Genomic DNA, 14985 nt, shown 5'->3' with positions numbered 1-14985 from the left:
ACGAGGACCCCCGACCTTTCATCTGGAAGGCCGATCCGGACGAAATTATAGCCGCTGTACGGCGCGGGCACCAAGTGTTGGAATCAATCCACTAGGTCGATGCCCGGTCCCGATGATCCCGGCGAGACGTTGGCGGTTTCATCGGTCGGGCACTCTGAATGTGCGGTCATATCTCACCTGCCTTTCGCCCTCCCCTCGCGGTCGTCGCCGTAGATTCCGTGGAGGAATATCCCGACAGCCGACCTCACTGCCGCTTCGACTTCGGCGGAAGTGGGCGGCGGTTGGAGACCGAGAACGACACGCAGATGGAGATTACCGCGGAACATGCCGACAAAGTGATCGGCCGCCGCTCGACAATCTTCGAGCTGGATCTCGCCGCGATCGCGAGCCGATTCCAGAACCTCGGCGAGTCGATCCGACGCGCGCCCCGGCCCCTTCTCGAAGAAATCCTTCGCCAGTTCAGGAAAGCGCCCCGCTTCGGGCATGATCGACCGATAAACACCGATCAGCCCCGGCGACATATACATCTTGAGAAGCAGTCGCCCAAAACCGAGAAGGATTCCCTCAAGGCTACGGCCTTCAAAACCGTCAGCCGAAAGCGCTGAAAGCGCCGTGTCCGCGCTCTCGGACACCAGCGCCGTGAATAGGCCCTCCTTGCTCCCGAACTCATTGTAGATCGTCCGCTTCGACCCGCCAGACCGCTCGATCACCGCGTCGATGCTGGTGGCGGCATAGCCCTGCTCGAAGAAAACCTGTGCCGCCGCTTCAAGGATGGCGGCGCGCCTGCTGTCCTTGGAAGGACGCTTAGCGCGGGTGGCTGTGGCCATTTGTAACTCCATTCGCCTTTCCCCTTGACGGGTAATACACGTTACCTTACCAGTCAAGCCGATAACAGATATTACCAACGGTGGACAATGCGGCGACTAGCAACTCTCGTGATGGTGGCGGGGCTGAGCGGATGCGCGAGCATCCCCGATCTCGGCCCGCGACCCGAGCCGGCCCAACCCGGCACCTTCTCATCGTCGCGCTCGCTGGCGGGCACGGCGCAAGACTGGCCTAATGACGAATGGTGGCGATCCTTCGAGGACTCGCAGCTCGATACGCTGGTGAACGAGGCGCTGCGCGACTCGCCGACGATCGAGCAAGCCGCCGCGCGCATCCGCATGGCCGGCGCACAGGTCGAACTGGCGCGCGCCGCCTTGCTGCCGAGCATCGGCGCGACCGTAACCGGGCGCGAGTCCCGCATCACGCAGAGCATCGGCCTCCCCACCGATGGCGACTGGCATTGGCTGGTCGCTGGGCTGGGAAGCCTCAGCTACGACCTCGACCTATGGGGCAAGAACCGGAAGGCGTTGCGGGCGACGGTGTCCGAAAGGCAGGCCGTCGAAGCGGATGATGCAACCGCGCGTCTCGCCCTCGCGTCGGCCGTGGCGACCACCTATGTCGATTTCGCGCAATTGCTGGTCCGCCAGGACGTCGCCACCGACGCAGTGCGGATCAGGCGGGCCACGCGCGATCTGGTGGCGCGACGCTTCGATGCCGGCATCGAGCCGCGCACATCGCTCGAACAGGCCCAAGGCGGCGTGGAAACCGCCGAAGCCCAGCTTGCCGCGATCAACGAGGCAATTGGGCTAAGCCGCAATGCGCTGGCCGCGCTGGTCGGCGCGGGGCCGGATCGCGGATTGTCGATCCAGTCGCCCGCGCTTCGGACCCGCCGCGCCGACACCCTCCCCGCCAACATCCCGGTCGAGCTGATCGGTCGCAATCCGATGGTGGTGTCGGCCCGCTGGCGGGTGGAAGCCGCCGCCGAGCGCATTGGTGTCGCTCGCGCCGGCTTTTATCCGAACGTCAATATCAGCGGCCTGATCGGGCTTGCCTCGTTCGGTCTCGACAATCTGTTCAAATCGGATTCTGTGATCGGTTCGTTTGGACCGGCGATCAGCCTACCCATTTTTCAGGGCGGACGGTTGAGTGCGCGCTATCGCGGCGCGCGGGGCGATTATGACGCGGCGGTCGCAACCTACAACGAAACGCTGCTTCAGGCGCTCCATCAAGCCGCCGATGCGGCGACGTCACTTCGCGCGCTCCATGAGCGGGTGGACAGGACGAATGCGGCGGTCGCCCGTCAGGAGGCAGCCTACAGCCTTGCCAACATGCGTTATGAGGGCGGCCTGTCCGACTATCAATCGGTCCTCATCAGCGAGGACGCGCTTCTGACCGCTCGCGAGCAAGCGGCCGCCCTGCGCCTGCGGGGCTTCATCCTCGACATCGCCTTGGCGAAAGCCTTGGGCGGCGGCTTCAAAGCGGCTGTCCCGGCCAGCGACAGCAACTCTTGATTGGGAACAGCCATGACCGACGCCACTCTTGAACAAGACCACGACATGCAGGACGCCCCTCCTCCATCCAGGAGCGGGAAGCGAAAGCGCCTTTTCCTCATTTTCGGCGGCGCAATCCTGCTGATCGCGCTATGCTGGTGGATATGGGCGACCTTCCTCGCCGGCGACACGGAATCGACCGAGAACGCCTATACCAATGTCGAGGTCGCACAGGTGACGCCGCTGGTCGGCGGCCCGGTCAAGCGCGTGGCCGTGGTCAATACGCAGGCGGTGCACGCCGGTGACGTGCTCGTCGAACTGGACGACACCGATCTGCGGCTCGCGGTCGCCCAGGCCGAGGCGGCGCTGGGCCGCGCCCGCCGTCAGGTCCGGCAGGTCCAGGAAAATGACGCGAACCTCGCGAGCCAGGTGGACGTTGGCCAGGCTGATCTCGTTCGAGCACAGGCCGATCTCGACAAGGCGCTCCTCGATGAGCGGCGTCGCCAGCGTCTCGCCGGCCCCGGCGCGATCTCGCAGCAGGAGCTGTCGGATTCGCAGACGGCGGTTCGCGTAGCGCGGGCAGCGGTGACGCAGGCCAAGGCGCGCGTGGCGGCCGCCACGGGCGCACGGCGCGCCAACCAGGCGCTTATCGAGAACAGCACCGTCGAAACCAACCCGGAAGTCCTCGCCGCGAAGGCCCGGCTCGATCAGGCGAAGGTGGACCTTTCGCGCGCCGTGATTCGCGCGCCGGTCGATGGTGTCGTGGATCAGCGCCATGTCGCGGTCGGCCAGCGCGTGCAGCCGGGCGTGCCGCTGATGGTCGTCGTTCCTGTCCAGAATATGTATGTCGACGCCAACTTCAAGGAAGGCCAGCTCAAGCGGGTCCGGCCCGGCCAGACCGCGCGGCTGACCTCGGACCTCTATGGCTCGGACGTAGTGTATCATGGCCGCGTGGAAGGCTTCGCGGGCGGATCGGGTTCGGCCTTCGCCGCGATCCCGGCGCAGAACGCCACCGGAAACTGGATCAAGGTCGTGCAGCGCCTGCCCGTCCGCATCCGGCTCGATCCGAAGGAACTGAAAGAGCATCCGCTGCGCGTCGGACTTTCGATGCACGCGACGGTCGATCTGTCAGAGGCACGGTAAAATGTCCGCAAGCGATGCTTCGCATGGGGGGGGCGGCTATCCGCCGATGACGGGCGCAAAGCTCGCCATGGCGGCCGCTGCCCTGTCGTTCGGCAACTTCATGGTCGTGCTCGACACGACGATCGCCAATGTGGCGATGCCGACGATATCGGGCGATCTTGGGGTTTCGACCACCGAGGGAACGTGGATCATCACGGCCTATGCGGTCGCCGAGGCCATCACGGTTCCGCTCACGGGCTGGCTCTCGCGCCGGTTCGGGGAGGTGCGGCTGTTCACGGCCTGCGTCATTGCGTTCGTGATCTGCTCGATCCTGTGCGGCCTGTCCGGCTCGCTCGGCTTCCTCGTCCTGTTCCGCATCCTGCAAGGCTTCGCCGGCGGACCGATCATTCCGCTTTCCTCCACCCTGCTCATATCGGTCTTTCCCAAGGACAAGAGCAACATCGCTCTCGCCATCTGGGGCATGACCACGGTGGTCGCGCCGATCTTCGGTCCAATCCTGGGCGGCTATATCTCCGACAATTATCATTGGGGCTGGATCTTCTACATCAACATCTTCTTCGGGATTGCTGTTGGCAGCGTGGTCTGGTGGCTGATGCGAAACCGCGAAACGCCGATCGCGCGCAGCCGGATCGACATGGTGGGCCTGATGCTCCTGGTGGTGTTCGTCAGCGCCTTCCAGACTATGATCGACAAGGGACGCGAACTCGACTGGTTCTCATCCTCCTTCATCGTCTGGATGGCGATCGTCGCGGCGATCGCGCTCGGAGCGCTCATCCTGTGGGAACTGACCGACGATGATCCGGTAATCGACCTGTCGGTGTTCAAAAACCGGACGTGGCTCGTCTCCACCATGTCGCTCGGTCTCATGTTCGGCCTGTTCTTCGGCAACATCGTGCTGACACCGCTCTGGCTCCAGCAGATGATGGGCTACACGGCGACCTGGGCGGGCTTCGCGACCGCGCCAATGGGGATATTGGCGGTCGTGACCGCCCCGATCGTCGGGCGGCTCATGGGCAAGATCGACCCGCGGCTCATCGTCACCTACGGGATGGTGGTCCTCGCCATCTCCTTCTTCATGCGCGCGCATCTGAACGCGCAGGCCGATTTCATGTCGGTCGCGATCCCCATGTTCGTGCTGGGCGCAGGCGTCCCGGCCTGCCTTGTCACCCTCACGTCGCTCGGCGTGTCGGAGCTGCCCCCCGAAAAGATCGCGAACGGGTCGGGATTGCAGAACTTCATCCGCATCATGGCAATGGCGGTCGGCGCGTCGTTGACCTCGACCTATTGGGAGAATGCGACGAAGGGAAATCGGGCCGAACTGGTCGCGATCATCGATCCGACCATGACCCCTGCCCCGCTGCCGGGATTACAGCCCGGTTCGGGTCTCGCCGCCTTCTCCAGAATGGTCGACATGCAGGCCGTGATGCTCGCTACCAACGATTTCTATGCGATGGCGACTATCCTCATCCTGATCTTCGCGGCGGTAGTTTGGCTCGCGAAACGGCCCAAGGGACCGCTGAAACAGGTAAGCCATTGAGGACGTTCCGTGCCGCGCAAGAGCGAAAGCGAGGAACAGCGGCGCGGAAACAAACGCGAGGAACGGCGCTGCGCCATCATCACAGTCGCACAGCGGCACTTCGCTGAACATGGGTTCGGCGGTGCTTCCATGTCCGCCATCGCGGCCGAAATTGGGGGGTCAAAAGCCACGCTTTGGGCCTATTTCCCGTCAAAGGAGGATCTGTTCGCAGCCGCCCTCTCCACCTGGCTGGATGAACTCGAACCATGCGGCAGTGCCCCTTTGCACGGCGATGTGCGACAGCGACTGAGCGACTATTGCGCAAAGTTCATGTCCGCCATGCTGACGCCGTTGGCCGAAACAGTGTTTCGCCTTATCGTCGCTGAGGGCGCGCGCTTTCCAGAGTTGGGCCGCGCCTATTATCGTAAGGTGCTCCAGCGACACCACATGATTCTGTCCGAACTTCTTGAAGATCTGATTCGTTCTGGTCGGCTCCAGCGCCGCGCACGGGCGCCGGCCAGCTTAAGGGCGGCCGAGCAGCTTCTTGAAATATGCATGTGCCGAATGCTCGTCCGGCGAATGTGCGGATTGAAACCAGACAGCTCGGCCGACGCGATCGCGAGAGAGGCGGCCGAGGCGGTGGACATATTCCTCCATGGCTATGGCGCTCGACCCCGAAGAGTCAGGTAAGTCTCCACATATCAACCCGCGACGCTCAAAGGCTCGCGGACATAGCCTAGACCATGTGATAGTCGCTCGACCGCCTCTTTCGGATCAATGGTGAGGCGCTTGGCGATCTCGTTAACCGAAAGCCTCTCTTGCCTATGCGGAACAACGCACGCTCGGTCAGATGGGGCAGTTCGTCAACGGCATCGGGCCAATCCGAACATGTGGCTCATAGAGGAGCTGCAACGCGCTGGCGTCGCTATCCATGTGTGCAGCCACGCCCTCGCCAACCAGAAAATCGAGCGAAATGACGTCGCAAAGGATGTGATGATCGACCTCGCGGCCATGGTCACGCTGGCCAATCTGCAATTGAAAGGCTGGGCGGTCATCCCTGGATAGCAGCCGCCCCGCTTTACAGCAGCGCAGATGTCGTGGACTGAGCGATCGCATAAGGCAGTCTTAAGCCTGCCGTTGGAATAGCCTTCGACGCCTTCGGCAGTCAGAACGCGATCTCATCTCGCATATAGGATCGCGGACTGACTCCCAGCTCCATCCGGAACGCGTAGATGAAAGCCGATGGGGAACCATAGCCAAGGTCCAGCGCGGTTCTGGTGACGTCCATGCCCCCTCCCAATAGCTCGATGGCTTTGAACAGCCGCATCCGCCGCCGCCACGATCGCAGCGTCATGCCGATTTCCACCTCGAAGCGTCGACTCAATGTTCGCGAGGACATGCCCAGATCGCGTGCCCAATCCTCAGCTGAACGGGGATCGGCCGGATCGGCGTAGAGCGCTTCGCACAGGCGCGCGAGCGCTTCGTCACGCGGCCAAGGCAGAGCGGCCGAAACAGGGATGGCGCGACGGAGCTGATCGAGGATCATTTGTGTCACCCGGTCAGCATATCCGGGGTCATCTTCCTCGCCATGCAGGTGCGCGGCTTCGGCGATCAGGGCTTTCAGAAGTGCGCTGACAGGAAAGACCGTGGGCTCCTCTGGAAGCGCGGAGACGGCCTCGTTCGCGATCCACAGGCTGCGAAACTGAGCGCCAAGCAATGATCCTACGCGGTGCGTGATCCCGGCGGGAAGCCACACGGCCTGTTCGGGGGAAATGACGAACGATCGTCCGGCGATACTGACGGCAAGCACACCGGAGATGGCATAGACAAGCTGTCCCCAATCATGGCTGTGCTCAGGGAAGTAGCATCGTGCCGGGACAGTCTGTGCGCGCACGGTCATCGGTGCTGGCGAAGGCGCGTCGGCGGGCGCTTCTATCGACTGCCAGCCCGACATGGGCGAATATTGGCCGATATTATACATGATATGTCGGATAATCGAAAGACCGACATATTAAAAGCAGATATGATAAATCGTGACGCCCGGCGGCGTGCGTCATCTACAGCACGAGAATCTGGAAAGAGCCGCCATGGCGCGTTTCGACAATTACGAACTCTCCCTTTCAACCGCATCGGATGAGGCGGCCGCGCTTTATCGCGACGGCATAGCGTTCATGCTCGCGGCCTGGCCGGGAGCGGCGGAAAATCTCGACGCTGCGATCGAGGCCGATCCGGATTTCGCCCTCGCCCACGCGGCCCGCGCCCGGCTTCATGCGATGCGTGCCCAGCCCAGCGAAGCGCGGGCGCGTATCGCAATCGCGCAGGATAAGGCCACAGCCACTCTTTCCGAACGAGAGGCGAGCCATGTCGAGGTGCTGGCGCTCGCCATAAACGGCAAGTCGCAAGACGCGCTGAAAGCCGCGCTCGCCCATGTGGAACGCTGGCCCCGCGATACGCTCGTCCTGTCGCTACCGCTCGGCGCTTTCGGCCTGTTCGCCTTTTCCGGCATGGCCGAACACAACCAGGCCAAGGTCGACCTGTGCGAGCGTCATGCCGCGCATTTCGCCGACGATGACTGGTGGTTCCTCACCTATCGGGGCTGGGCGCTGGCCGAAAATGGCGAGGTCGCGCACGGCCGCGCGATGCTGGAACGCGCGATCGAACTGCGCCGCCATAACGCCAATTGCGCCCACGCGCTGGCCCACGCCATGTTCGAGGCAGGCGCCAATCGCGAAGCGGAAGCGCTGATCGCGCAGTGGCTTCCCGATTACGACCGCAGCGGCATCCTCCACGGGCATATCGCCTGGCACGCCGCCCTCGCCGCACTGGAGCGGGGCGACGTCGATACGGCGCTCGCCATCTATGACGGCACGGTGCGGCATTCGGTATCGCTGGGGACGCCGATCAACATCGTCAGCGACGCCGCCTCGCTCCTCTGGCGGCTGCAAGCCTATGGCCATGCCGTTCCCGAAGGACTTTGGGAGGATGCGGCCGACTATGCGCGGCGGGTCTTTCCCAAGCCCGGCCATGCTTTCGTCGACCCGCATATAGCGCTGCTCGAAGCGGCAACCGGCGACAGCGCGGCGCTCGGCCGCCGCATCGCCGCGCTGGACGAACTGGTCGCCAACGGCGCGATCGGCGCGGGCGCGATCGTCCCCGCCATCGGCCGCGCCGCGCTGGCCTTCGCCGAAGGCGATAACGCCGGATGCGCGCATATCCTCGAACCGATGACGATGGATTTCGCCCGGATCGGCGGCAGCAACGCCCAGCGCGAAGTGATCGAGGATACGCTTCTCGTCGCCCTGATGCGCGCTGGCGAAGCGCAAAAAGCTCGCGCGCTTCTCGATCGCCGCCTCCATCGACGCCCCTCGCCGCGCGACACGCGCTGGCTCACCGAACTGGCCGCCTGAACCATGACGAACGCGAACATATCTTTGGAACAGCACGCGCCCGAGATCGGAAGCAGGCGCGAGCAACGCGGCAACATCCTCCGCCTTTCGCTGGCACAGGCGCTCGCCGGGGCCAATTCGACCGTCATCTATGCGACTGGCGCGATCATTGGCGCCATGCTCGCCCCCGACAAGGCGCTGGCGACTCTGCCGATCTCGATCTTCGTGGTGGGCATGGCAGCCTGCATCCTCCCAACCGGCAAGATCGCCCATCACTACGGGCGACGCGCAGCATTTCTCGCCGGAACCGTGGGCGGTGTCCTGGCGGGGCTGCTGGCGGCACTGGCGGTCATTCTCGGATCGTTCTGGATCTTCTGTCTCGCGACATTTTTCGGCGGTGCCTATGCCGCCGTGGTTCTCTCCTTCCGCTTCGCCGCAGCCGATTGCGTCGAACCGGAATGGCGACCGCGCGCGCTCTCGATCGTCATGGCGGGCGGGGTCGCCGCCGGCGTGATCGGACCCCAACTCGTCACCTTCACCATGGACCTGTGGCCGCCGCATATGTTCGCGGCAACCTTCATCGCCCAGGCAGTAGTCGCGGCGCTGTCGGCAATCGTGCTGACGGGCGTGCGGCTCCCGATGCCGACCACCGCCGAATTGGCTGGGGGGCGGCCGCTGGCGGTCATTGCGCGGCAACCGCGCTTCATTCTCGCGGCGACCTGTGGCGCGGTGTCCTACATGCTGATGAACTTCCTGATGACCGCCGCGCCGCTCGCCATGCGGATGTGCGGCCATAGCCAGGCAAACTCCAACCTCGGCCTGCAATGGCACGTCATCGCCATGTATGCCCCCAGCTTCTTCACCGGGCGGCTTATCACGCGCTTCGGCGCGGAGCGCGTGGTGGCAGTCGGTCTGGCGCTCATCGGGCTTTCCGCCGCTGTCGGCCTCGCCGGGATCGACGTCGCCCATTTCTGGGCAACGCTGATCCTTTTGGGCGTGGGCTGGAATTTCGGCTTCATCGGCGCCTCCGCGCTGGTGCTCGAATGCCATCGGCCCGAAGAGAAGACGCGCGTTCAGGCGCTCAACGATTTCCTCGTGTTCGGCACGATGGCGGTCGGCTCCTTCTCATCGGGTGGGCTGCTCGCCTCGCATGGATGGAGTTCCGTGCTGTGGGTGTCGTTCGCGCCGCTTGCCCTTGCCGTGGCTGCGCTGGCGCTATCGGCGGTCGTGCGCCCTTCCCTGTCGATCGAAAGGGAAAGCGCATGACGGCAGCAGAGGTCATTGTTCGAGCCGTGCTGATCGGTGTCGGTGGCACCGTCATCCTCGATATCTATGCCGCTCTCGCGCAGCGCCTGTTTGGCGCGCCAGCGACCAACTGGAAGATGGTCGGCCGCTGGATCGGACACATGCCGGAAGGCTGGTTCATTCAGCCCAATATCGGACAAGCCCCGCCCGTGCCCGGCGAACATGCTCTGGGCTGGATCTTCCACTATGTCATCGGCGTCGGCTACGGGCTGCTGCTGGTGGCTATCTGGGGAAGCGGATGGCTCGATGCCCCTGATCTCTCCGCCCCGCTGATCCTCGCGCTGGCGCTGCTGGTTCTGCCCTATTTCGTGATGATGCCGGGCATGGGCATGGGGATCGCCGGATCGCGCACGCCCAAACCCAATGTGACCCGGCTGAAAAGCATGATCGGCCATTCGGTGTTCGGCGGCGGCATGTATCTTACGGCACGACTGCTCGAAGCGGCAATATGATCCAACTCCTGGAAACCGCTCTTATGACTTTGCGGTCTGCTCGGGTCGGGAGCGGTGCTTTCGAGATGAACCGAACCATGGATCTCAGCGCCGGCGGCCACGCCAATCGTCGCGCGCGGCCCGGCGTTCCTGTTCCTTCCTCCCGCTCTCGCGGTCTGGTTCACCCCCCTGCCCTGCTACCGCGCGGCGATCACGCTGGCCGATCTGCACCGCCAGGGTCAGGCGTCGCGAGAGCGGCAACGGCATATCAGCGACAAAATTGCGGACCTCCGCAGCCAGCGCCCGGTCCTCCGGCCTGCCGCTGCCCTCAAGCGTCCTCGCCGCTTGCTCATAGGCTCCCCTAATCGCCCGCTGGCGTCGCAATGCCTGATCGTCCTGAGGCCGATACTCCGCCTCCGGCGCGCGTGCGATCCGAGCCGCCTCGTCCAAGGTCCGGCGTCGAAGGCGAACGGACTCCCCTCCCCTATCTTTTGGCCTGCGGTTCCCACGCAGCTCGATCTGCCGCACCGCGGATGGATCAGCCTTCCGGACGATGCCACGGGCACGTCTCGGCGTTGCTTCGGCCTCTACGCCGCGCGCCCGCAATTCATGGGCGAAGCTCTCACGAAATGCGTGCAAGTCGGCCTTGCGTGGATTGAACCGCACGCCCTGATAGCCTTCAGCCGCGACCGTGATGTGGACGTGCGGGTGGCCGGTATCAGTATGGAGCGCCATGGCGTAGCTGAATCGTTCCCCCAGCTCAACGCGCGCAAAGGCCCGTGCGGCGTCGTGAACGATATCAGCCGGGATTCCTGCTGGCATGGACAGCACCATGGATATGGAGGTCGGACGCGACCGGCCCCGATTGGTAGCGTCGTCCAGCGCTTCCCATTCGGCCGCCAGTTCCCTTAACCCTGCGACGCTGGCGATCCGCTCTCCATCGCCTGTCTCGACGTCCAGTTTGCCGTGACGTCCGATATATTCGAGATGGGCGCTCAGATGCCCGCCGCCGCGCTGTCGTCCTGAAACCTTGACCACCACCTCGGGCGCCTTACGCACGATACGCGCCAGCTTTGCGCGCGCACTATCCGCCGCATGTCCCCTTCCCCGCCCGCTCGATAAACGCAGCGTGGCCCCTCTCACGGATCGCTTGCCGCCTATAGGCGGCCGCCATGCCTCCATGAGCGAAGGTAGCGCGAGCACATCATCCTCGTTCATCATCGCCTCTCCAGTAGGACAGGTCGCCCTTGAGGGCTTGGCCAATCGCGCGCGTCTGTTCAGTCACATCTTCGCGCATGGCCGCGACCCGCGCCGCCTCGCGTGCAAGATCAAGCCGGGAGTCCGTCATCGTCGCGGAATGAAGGGCATGGACCGCCTGATTGATATTGAGGCCGACGCGCCTGATCTGCCGCCAAGCATCGGCAAGCGCCTGCCGCTCCGGAAGCGCCGGCGGCGCGTCGTCACGAAGCCGATGTTGCACCAACGTCGCGACCCAGACATTGCGCGTAAGCCCGCGTTCTGCGGCCGCCTGGTCGAGCAACCCAAGCTCCTCATCGGACAAGCGGATTTCGACGCGGCGGGATCGACGCACAGGACTGGCAGAGGGGGCTTCCCCCTCCCCTGCCTCCCCTGCCGCTCGCTCGATCAGCTTTCGCAGCAAGACAGAACGACCGCCCTCGCCCGCTGCTACGCGGTCGAAACGCCGAGCCAAGTCGGCGGGCAGGCGGACTCCAAAAAATGTCACATAATAGCTCTAATGTTTTACATGCCCGGCTGCAAGCCTATCCCGCCATCAAGCATTTCGAGTTCCCCTCCGCTATGCACATGCATAGTCTGACGCTGGCGGACCTACCCGCCAAGCGCGTTGTGCGTTTCAGAATGACCGCGGTCCGCGCCTCTATGCATATGCATAGCCGAACGCGAGAAAAGCTCGTGCGACGCGAAAATCAGGTAGCCGCGTCGAAAAGCCGGACCTCGCTGGCGGACACCGTCACCGGCTCGTCTGCGCCTTCGAACAGCACGGAAACCGTATCGGGCAAGATCAGCCGTCCATTCCTGCCGCCCACGGTAACGGTCACGATTGGGACGGCCGGGGCGGCAGGGGCTACCGCCCTGCCCTTCCCCCTACCCGATGCAGGCACCGGATCGGATACAGCCTGATCGGGATCGCCGCGCGCCTCGCTCGCCGTCTCGACAGGTTTCGGGACAGGAGTTTCGACGGGGCGCACAACCGCTTTGGGAGGTTGCGGGTCTTTAAGCCCGCGCACGAAATTGGCGACCGCCGCGGTGGTCACACCCTGCTCACGCCGGGATGCCACAAACCGCTGGACCGCCTCGGAATGCTTACGAGAGGCGATATGAAGGTCGTAGAGCGCTCGTCGGGGCCAGACGTCGATCAGATCGCGCAGATAACCAGCCATATCGGGGGCAGCCGCAAATTGCGTAATCTCAGCAGGTTTGCAGCTCAGTTCCTCCGCGATCGCCTTCTTGCTCCAACCCTCCTTCAACAGCCGCTGCACCGCCTCGACCATTTCGCTGGTGCGCAAATCCGCCCGCTGTTCGTTCTCGATAACCTGTTCAACGAGGTTGTCGGCTTCGCTCGCTGTTTCGGAAACAATCGCTCGGATCGTCCGCTTGCCCGCGATTTTCGAGGCACGCCAACGCCTTTCGCCGAAGCGAATGACGAATTTCCCATCCTCATTTGCGGGTCGGACGGTAATCGGTTGCAGAACCCCCCGCCGCCCGATCGATTTCGCTAGACCTGCCAGCTCCTCCTCATCAAAGTCACGGCGCGGATTTTCGGGATCGGGAATCACATCGTCCAACGCCAGTTCCTGCACCGCTGCCGCAGTCTCAGCCACCCGCGCATGAAGAACGCCGCTGATCTGCGCCGCTCGCTCCCTGAAACTGCTCACTACACGATCTCCTTGGCCGGAAGGCCATCCATACGGTCGCGGATCTGGGACAGCACGAAGCGCATTTCCTGCCCGGCGACGACCGCCGCACGTTTTTTGAGGGTCCAGACCGGCACACCCTGCGAAACGGCTTCTTCATAGCCGTCGCGCTGCGCCAGCAGGCCGTTGAACACCATGCTCGTCCCGATTGTCCGCACGATCTCCGCGACATTTTCCTTTTCGCGCGGGCTATGGCTGTTGAACCGGGACGGCAGCAGCCCAAGAAAATTAATCTTACGCCCTCCCCTGCCGCTTTGCTCGGCCGCCTGAATAGTTTTCAGGAGCTGTTCGACGCCATCAAGCGCGTAATCTTTCATCTCGATCGGGGCGACCAGATGATCCGCAACAGTCAACGCAGCGAAATTCAGCGCCCCCCAAGTTGGCGGAGTGTCGATAACGCAATAATCGAACAGCGCGGGGAAAGCATTGAACGCCTCCACCATTTGTTGAACGTCTTGGAGCTGGACAATATCGAGCGTTTCATCTGATTCGAGCACGGTCAGACCAGGAGCGCCCGACAATTCGAACTTGGCGTCTGGGTCGAACAGGTCCGACGATCGCCCTCCCCTACCCGCGGCCGCAAGTGTGCGAGACCCATTGCCCTGAGCGTCAAGATCGATGAACAGGACGCGCGCGCCATCCTCGGCCAAGAACCATGCAAGATGCGTCGCTAGCATGGTCTTGCCGACGCCGCCCTTGCGGTTGTTGATTACGATCGTCTGCATCGGCCGGATGCCGGCTTTTCCGTCTTTCTTAGCCATCGTCTCGCCAACCGCCCCGCAACATCCGCTGATAATATTCCTCGGCAGCACGATCTCCGCGCCGACGCTGCCTCGATCTGCCGAAAAAATACGACAAGGCGAAGAAGCCGATGATGCCGACAAGGATGGCATGGTCGGGATTCGCCGCAAAATATTCAGACATCACCCGTCTCCTTGTCCCACGCCTTCTCCAGCCTGTCGCCCTCGCCTGTCGCGCAAATCGGAATCGGCGACCTCCAACCCATAGGTGGCCTTGAGCGCCGACAAAATGAGTGCGCGAAAGGTCATCCCGCCCTGATTCAGCGCGATCTGAGCAATCTCGTTGCGCAGCGCCTTTGTAACGCGAATCTGGACGATCGCATCCTCGTCCATCGCGTCGACGCCGCTCGCGGCCGACTTTCGCTCGTTCAAACCGTCCGTCCTTGCTCCCGCGCCGAAGAGGAACGCGGATCGGGACCATAAGCGAACGGATTAATGAACTCAATACTTCATACTATTTGTCGATGATCGCCCGCGGCGATCTGCACGGCGCGGCTATGCACATGCATAGTCGCGCCGTGCCGAAATGGCGACACGCCATTTCTCGACGGGCCGGGCGCGCCGTGGCATGGTGGAAAACATGAAGGACAGCGAAGGATTCGGACGGCGCGGCGAACGCGGAGGGGAGGCGATGGCGATCGGCGACCTCCTGCGCACCGTTGCAGCGCCTGCCATGCGCCGCATGGGGTTCGGCCGCTCGGAATTGGTCGCACGCTGGCCGGAAATCGTCGGTCCAGCACTCGCGCAACATACGACCCCGATGACGCTGCGCTATCCTCCCGGCAGTCGCGCGCGCGGAGTTCTCGATATAGCGACCGATCGTGCGCAAGCGGCCGCCGTGCGTGCGGAAATCCCCGAACTGATCGCCCGTATCAATGAACGGTTCGGATATCCGGCGGTCGCGCACGTCAAAATCTGCGTCCGCCGTTGATCGAAACGGCTCGAGGGCCGCGCGACTATGCACATGCATAGTCGCGCGGCCGCAGAGTGGGGGAGGGGGTGCCGCCCCGGACCTCCGAAGCCCGAAGGCTCTCTACGGCGCTATCTGGGGAGCGCATTCGCCTTCCAGCCTCAAGCCAGCTTACGAGGATCATGGGATCGGTAAGAAATGGCCGATGGAGCTGTATGCTCCATC

17 protein-coding genes are annotated in these 14985 nt (G+C 63.5%); 9 read left to right on the top strand and 8 right to left on the bottom strand.

Going from position 1 to position 14985, the window contains the following annotated elements:
* Positions 1 to 173 precede the first annotated feature (173 nt).
* Positions 174 to 827 carry a TetR/AcrR family transcriptional regulator gene (locus GGQ90_RS26095; RefSeq protein ID WP_072598910.1) on the bottom strand — a complete coding sequence of 218 codons (654 nt, stop codon included), beginning with the start codon at positions 825 to 827 and terminating at the stop codon, positions 174 to 176.
* Between the two features lie 87 nt (positions 828 to 914).
* Between GGQ90_RS26095 and GGQ90_RS26090 the strand changes: the two genes are divergently transcribed.
* The 5 genes from GGQ90_RS26090 (at position 915) to GGQ90_RS29510 (ending at position 6039) form a co-directional block, all read left to right on the top strand.
* Positions 915 to 2336 carry an efflux transporter outer membrane subunit gene (locus tag GGQ90_RS26090; protein WP_072598911.1) on the top strand — a complete coding sequence of 474 codons (1422 nt, stop codon included), beginning with the start codon at positions 915 to 917 and terminating at the stop codon, positions 2334 to 2336.
* Between the two features lie 12 nt (positions 2337 to 2348).
* The gene (locus GGQ90_RS26085) at positions 2349 to 3458 is read left to right on the top strand and encodes an HlyD family secretion protein (RefSeq protein WP_072598912.1); all 1110 of its coding nucleotides are present in this window, start codon (positions 2349 to 2351) and stop codon (positions 3456 to 3458) included.
* A gap of 46 nt (positions 3459 to 3504) precedes the next feature.
* Entirely contained in the window at positions 3505 to 4995 is a 1491-nt protein-coding gene (locus GGQ90_RS26080) for a DHA2 family efflux MFS transporter permease subunit (RefSeq protein ID WP_162274423.1), read from the top strand.
* Positions 4996 to 5004: 9 nt separating this feature from the next.
* A complete protein-coding gene (locus tag GGQ90_RS29925; protein WP_072598914.1) occupies positions 5005 to 5664 on the top strand; it encodes a TetR/AcrR family transcriptional regulator in 660 nt (219 codons plus the stop codon).
* A gap of 198 nt (positions 5665 to 5862) precedes the next feature.
* Positions 5863 to 6039 carry a DsrE family protein gene (locus GGQ90_RS29510; protein WP_226998731.1) on the top strand — a complete coding sequence of 59 codons (177 nt, stop codon included), beginning with the start codon at positions 5863 to 5865 and terminating at the stop codon, positions 6037 to 6039.
* Positions 6040 to 6139: 100 nt separating this feature from the next.
* Here the strand turns inward: GGQ90_RS29510 and GGQ90_RS26065 are convergent, their stop codons facing one another.
* On the bottom strand, positions 6140 to 6955 hold the full coding sequence (locus tag GGQ90_RS26065) for an AraC family transcriptional regulator (protein ID WP_223178460.1): 816 nt from the start codon (positions 6953 to 6955) through the stop codon (positions 6140 to 6142).
* Positions 6956 to 7061: 106 nt separating this feature from the next.
* On the opposite strand from GGQ90_RS26065, the gene GGQ90_RS26060 reads away from it, so the two are divergent.
* Genes GGQ90_RS26060 through GGQ90_RS26050 form a run of 3 tightly spaced genes read left to right on the top strand, consistent with a single transcriptional unit; the run spans position 7062 to position 10117 of the window.
* Entirely contained in the window at positions 7062 to 8381 is a 1320-nt protein-coding gene (locus GGQ90_RS26060) for a tetratricopeptide repeat protein (protein WP_072598915.1), read from the top strand.
* Positions 8382 to 8405: 24 nt separating this feature from the next.
* The gene (locus tag GGQ90_RS26055; RefSeq protein WP_246428449.1) at positions 8406 to 9626 is read left to right on the top strand and encodes an MFS transporter; all 1221 of its coding nucleotides are present in this window, start codon (positions 8406 to 8408) and stop codon (positions 9624 to 9626) included.
* On the top strand, positions 9623 to 10117 hold the full coding sequence (locus GGQ90_RS26050; protein WP_072598917.1) for a DUF2938 domain-containing protein: 495 nt from the start codon (positions 9623 to 9625) through the stop codon (positions 10115 to 10117). Before GGQ90_RS26055 ends, GGQ90_RS26050 begins: the two co-directional genes overlap by 4 nt.
* 84 nt (positions 10118 to 10201) lie before the next feature.
* Here the strand turns inward: GGQ90_RS26050 and GGQ90_RS26045 are convergent, their stop codons facing one another.
* The 6 genes from GGQ90_RS26045 to GGQ90_RS26020 form a co-directional block, all read right to left on the bottom strand.
* Entirely contained in the window at positions 10202 to 11317 is a 1116-nt protein-coding gene (locus GGQ90_RS26045; protein ID WP_072598918.1) for a relaxase/mobilization nuclease domain-containing protein, read from the bottom strand.
* Positions 11301 to 11636, bottom strand: coding sequence for a hypothetical protein (locus GGQ90_RS29505; protein WP_246428448.1), 336 nt, complete (start codon positions 11634 to 11636; stop codon positions 11301 to 11303). Before GGQ90_RS29505 ends, GGQ90_RS26045 begins: the two co-directional genes overlap by 17 nt.
* Before the next feature lie 406 nt (positions 11637 to 12042).
* Positions 12043 to 13011, bottom strand: coding sequence for a ParB/RepB/Spo0J family partition protein (locus tag GGQ90_RS26035; protein ID WP_072598920.1), 969 nt, complete (start codon positions 13009 to 13011; stop codon positions 12043 to 12045).
* Positions 13011 to 13811, bottom strand: a complete 801-nt coding sequence (locus GGQ90_RS26030; protein WP_246428447.1) for a ParA family protein — start codon at positions 13809 to 13811, stop codon at positions 13011 to 13013. The genes GGQ90_RS26035 and GGQ90_RS26030 overlap by 1 nt, the downstream gene beginning before the upstream one ends.
* Entirely contained in the window at positions 13804 to 13974 is a 171-nt protein-coding gene (locus GGQ90_RS26025; protein WP_188084360.1) for a hypothetical protein, read from the bottom strand. Before GGQ90_RS26025 ends, GGQ90_RS26030 begins: the two co-directional genes overlap by 8 nt.
* Positions 13974 to 14183, bottom strand: coding sequence for a hypothetical protein (locus tag GGQ90_RS26020; RefSeq protein ID WP_072598975.1), 210 nt, complete (start codon positions 14181 to 14183; stop codon positions 13974 to 13976). Before GGQ90_RS26020 ends, GGQ90_RS26025 begins: the two co-directional genes overlap by 1 nt.
* A gap of 298 nt (positions 14184 to 14481) precedes the next feature.
* Between GGQ90_RS26020 and GGQ90_RS26015 the strand changes: the two genes are divergently transcribed.
* Complete coding sequence (locus GGQ90_RS26015; protein WP_188084359.1) at positions 14482 to 14781, top strand: DciA family protein; 300 nt, start codon at positions 14482 to 14484, stop codon at positions 14779 to 14781.
* Positions 14782 to 14985 lie beyond the last annotated feature (204 nt).

The organism is Sphingobium scionense, assembly GCF_014197035.1.
GTDB classification, from domain to species: Bacteria; Pseudomonadota; Alphaproteobacteria; order Sphingomonadales; family Sphingomonadaceae; genus Sphingobium; species Sphingobium scionense.
Note: the sequence above shows the minus strand (reverse complement) of the source record. Positions and strands in the feature narration are given on the sequence as shown.

Coding starts and splice junctions, on each gene's coding strand:
- GGQ90_RS26045 (WP_072598918.1), bottom strand. CDS start 11,317: ATGATGAACGAGGATGATGTGCTCGCGCTACCTTCGCTCATGGAGGCA.
- GGQ90_RS26080 (WP_162274423.1), top strand. CDS start 3,505: ATGACGGGCGCAAAGCTCGCCATGGCGGCCGCTGCCCTGTCGTTCGGC.
- GGQ90_RS26060 (WP_072598915.1), top strand. CDS start 7,062: ATGGCGCGTTTCGACAATTACGAACTCTCCCTTTCAACCGCATCGGAT.
- GGQ90_RS26025 (WP_188084360.1), bottom strand. CDS start 13,974: ATGTCTGAATATTTTGCGGCGAATCCCGACCATGCCATCCTTGTCGGC.
- GGQ90_RS26065 (WP_223178460.1), bottom strand. CDS start 6,955: ATGTATAATATCGGCCAATATTCGCCCATGTCGGGCTGGCAGTCGATA.
- GGQ90_RS26050 (WP_072598917.1), top strand. CDS start 9,623: ATGACGGCAGCAGAGGTCATTGTTCGAGCCGTGCTGATCGGTGTCGGT.
- GGQ90_RS26085 (WP_072598912.1), top strand. CDS start 2,349: ATGACCGACGCCACTCTTGAACAAGACCACGACATGCAGGACGCCCCT.
- GGQ90_RS26030 (WP_246428447.1), bottom strand. CDS start 13,811: ATGGCTAAGAAAGACGGAAAAGCCGGCATCCGGCCGATGCAGACGATC.
- GGQ90_RS29510 (WP_226998731.1), top strand. CDS start 5,863: ATGTGGCTCATAGAGGAGCTGCAACGCGCTGGCGTCGCTATCCATGTG.
- GGQ90_RS26095 (WP_072598910.1), bottom strand. CDS start 827: ATGGCCACAGCCACCCGCGCTAAGCGTCCTTCCAAGGACAGCAGGCGC.
- GGQ90_RS26020 (WP_072598975.1), bottom strand. CDS start 14,183: ATGGACGAGGATGCGATCGTCCAGATTCGCGTTACAAAGGCGCTGCGC.
- GGQ90_RS26015 (WP_188084359.1), top strand. CDS start 14,482: ATGGCGATCGGCGACCTCCTGCGCACCGTTGCAGCGCCTGCCATGCGC.
- GGQ90_RS26090 (WP_072598911.1), top strand. CDS start 915: ATGCGGCGACTAGCAACTCTCGTGATGGTGGCGGGGCTGAGCGGATGC.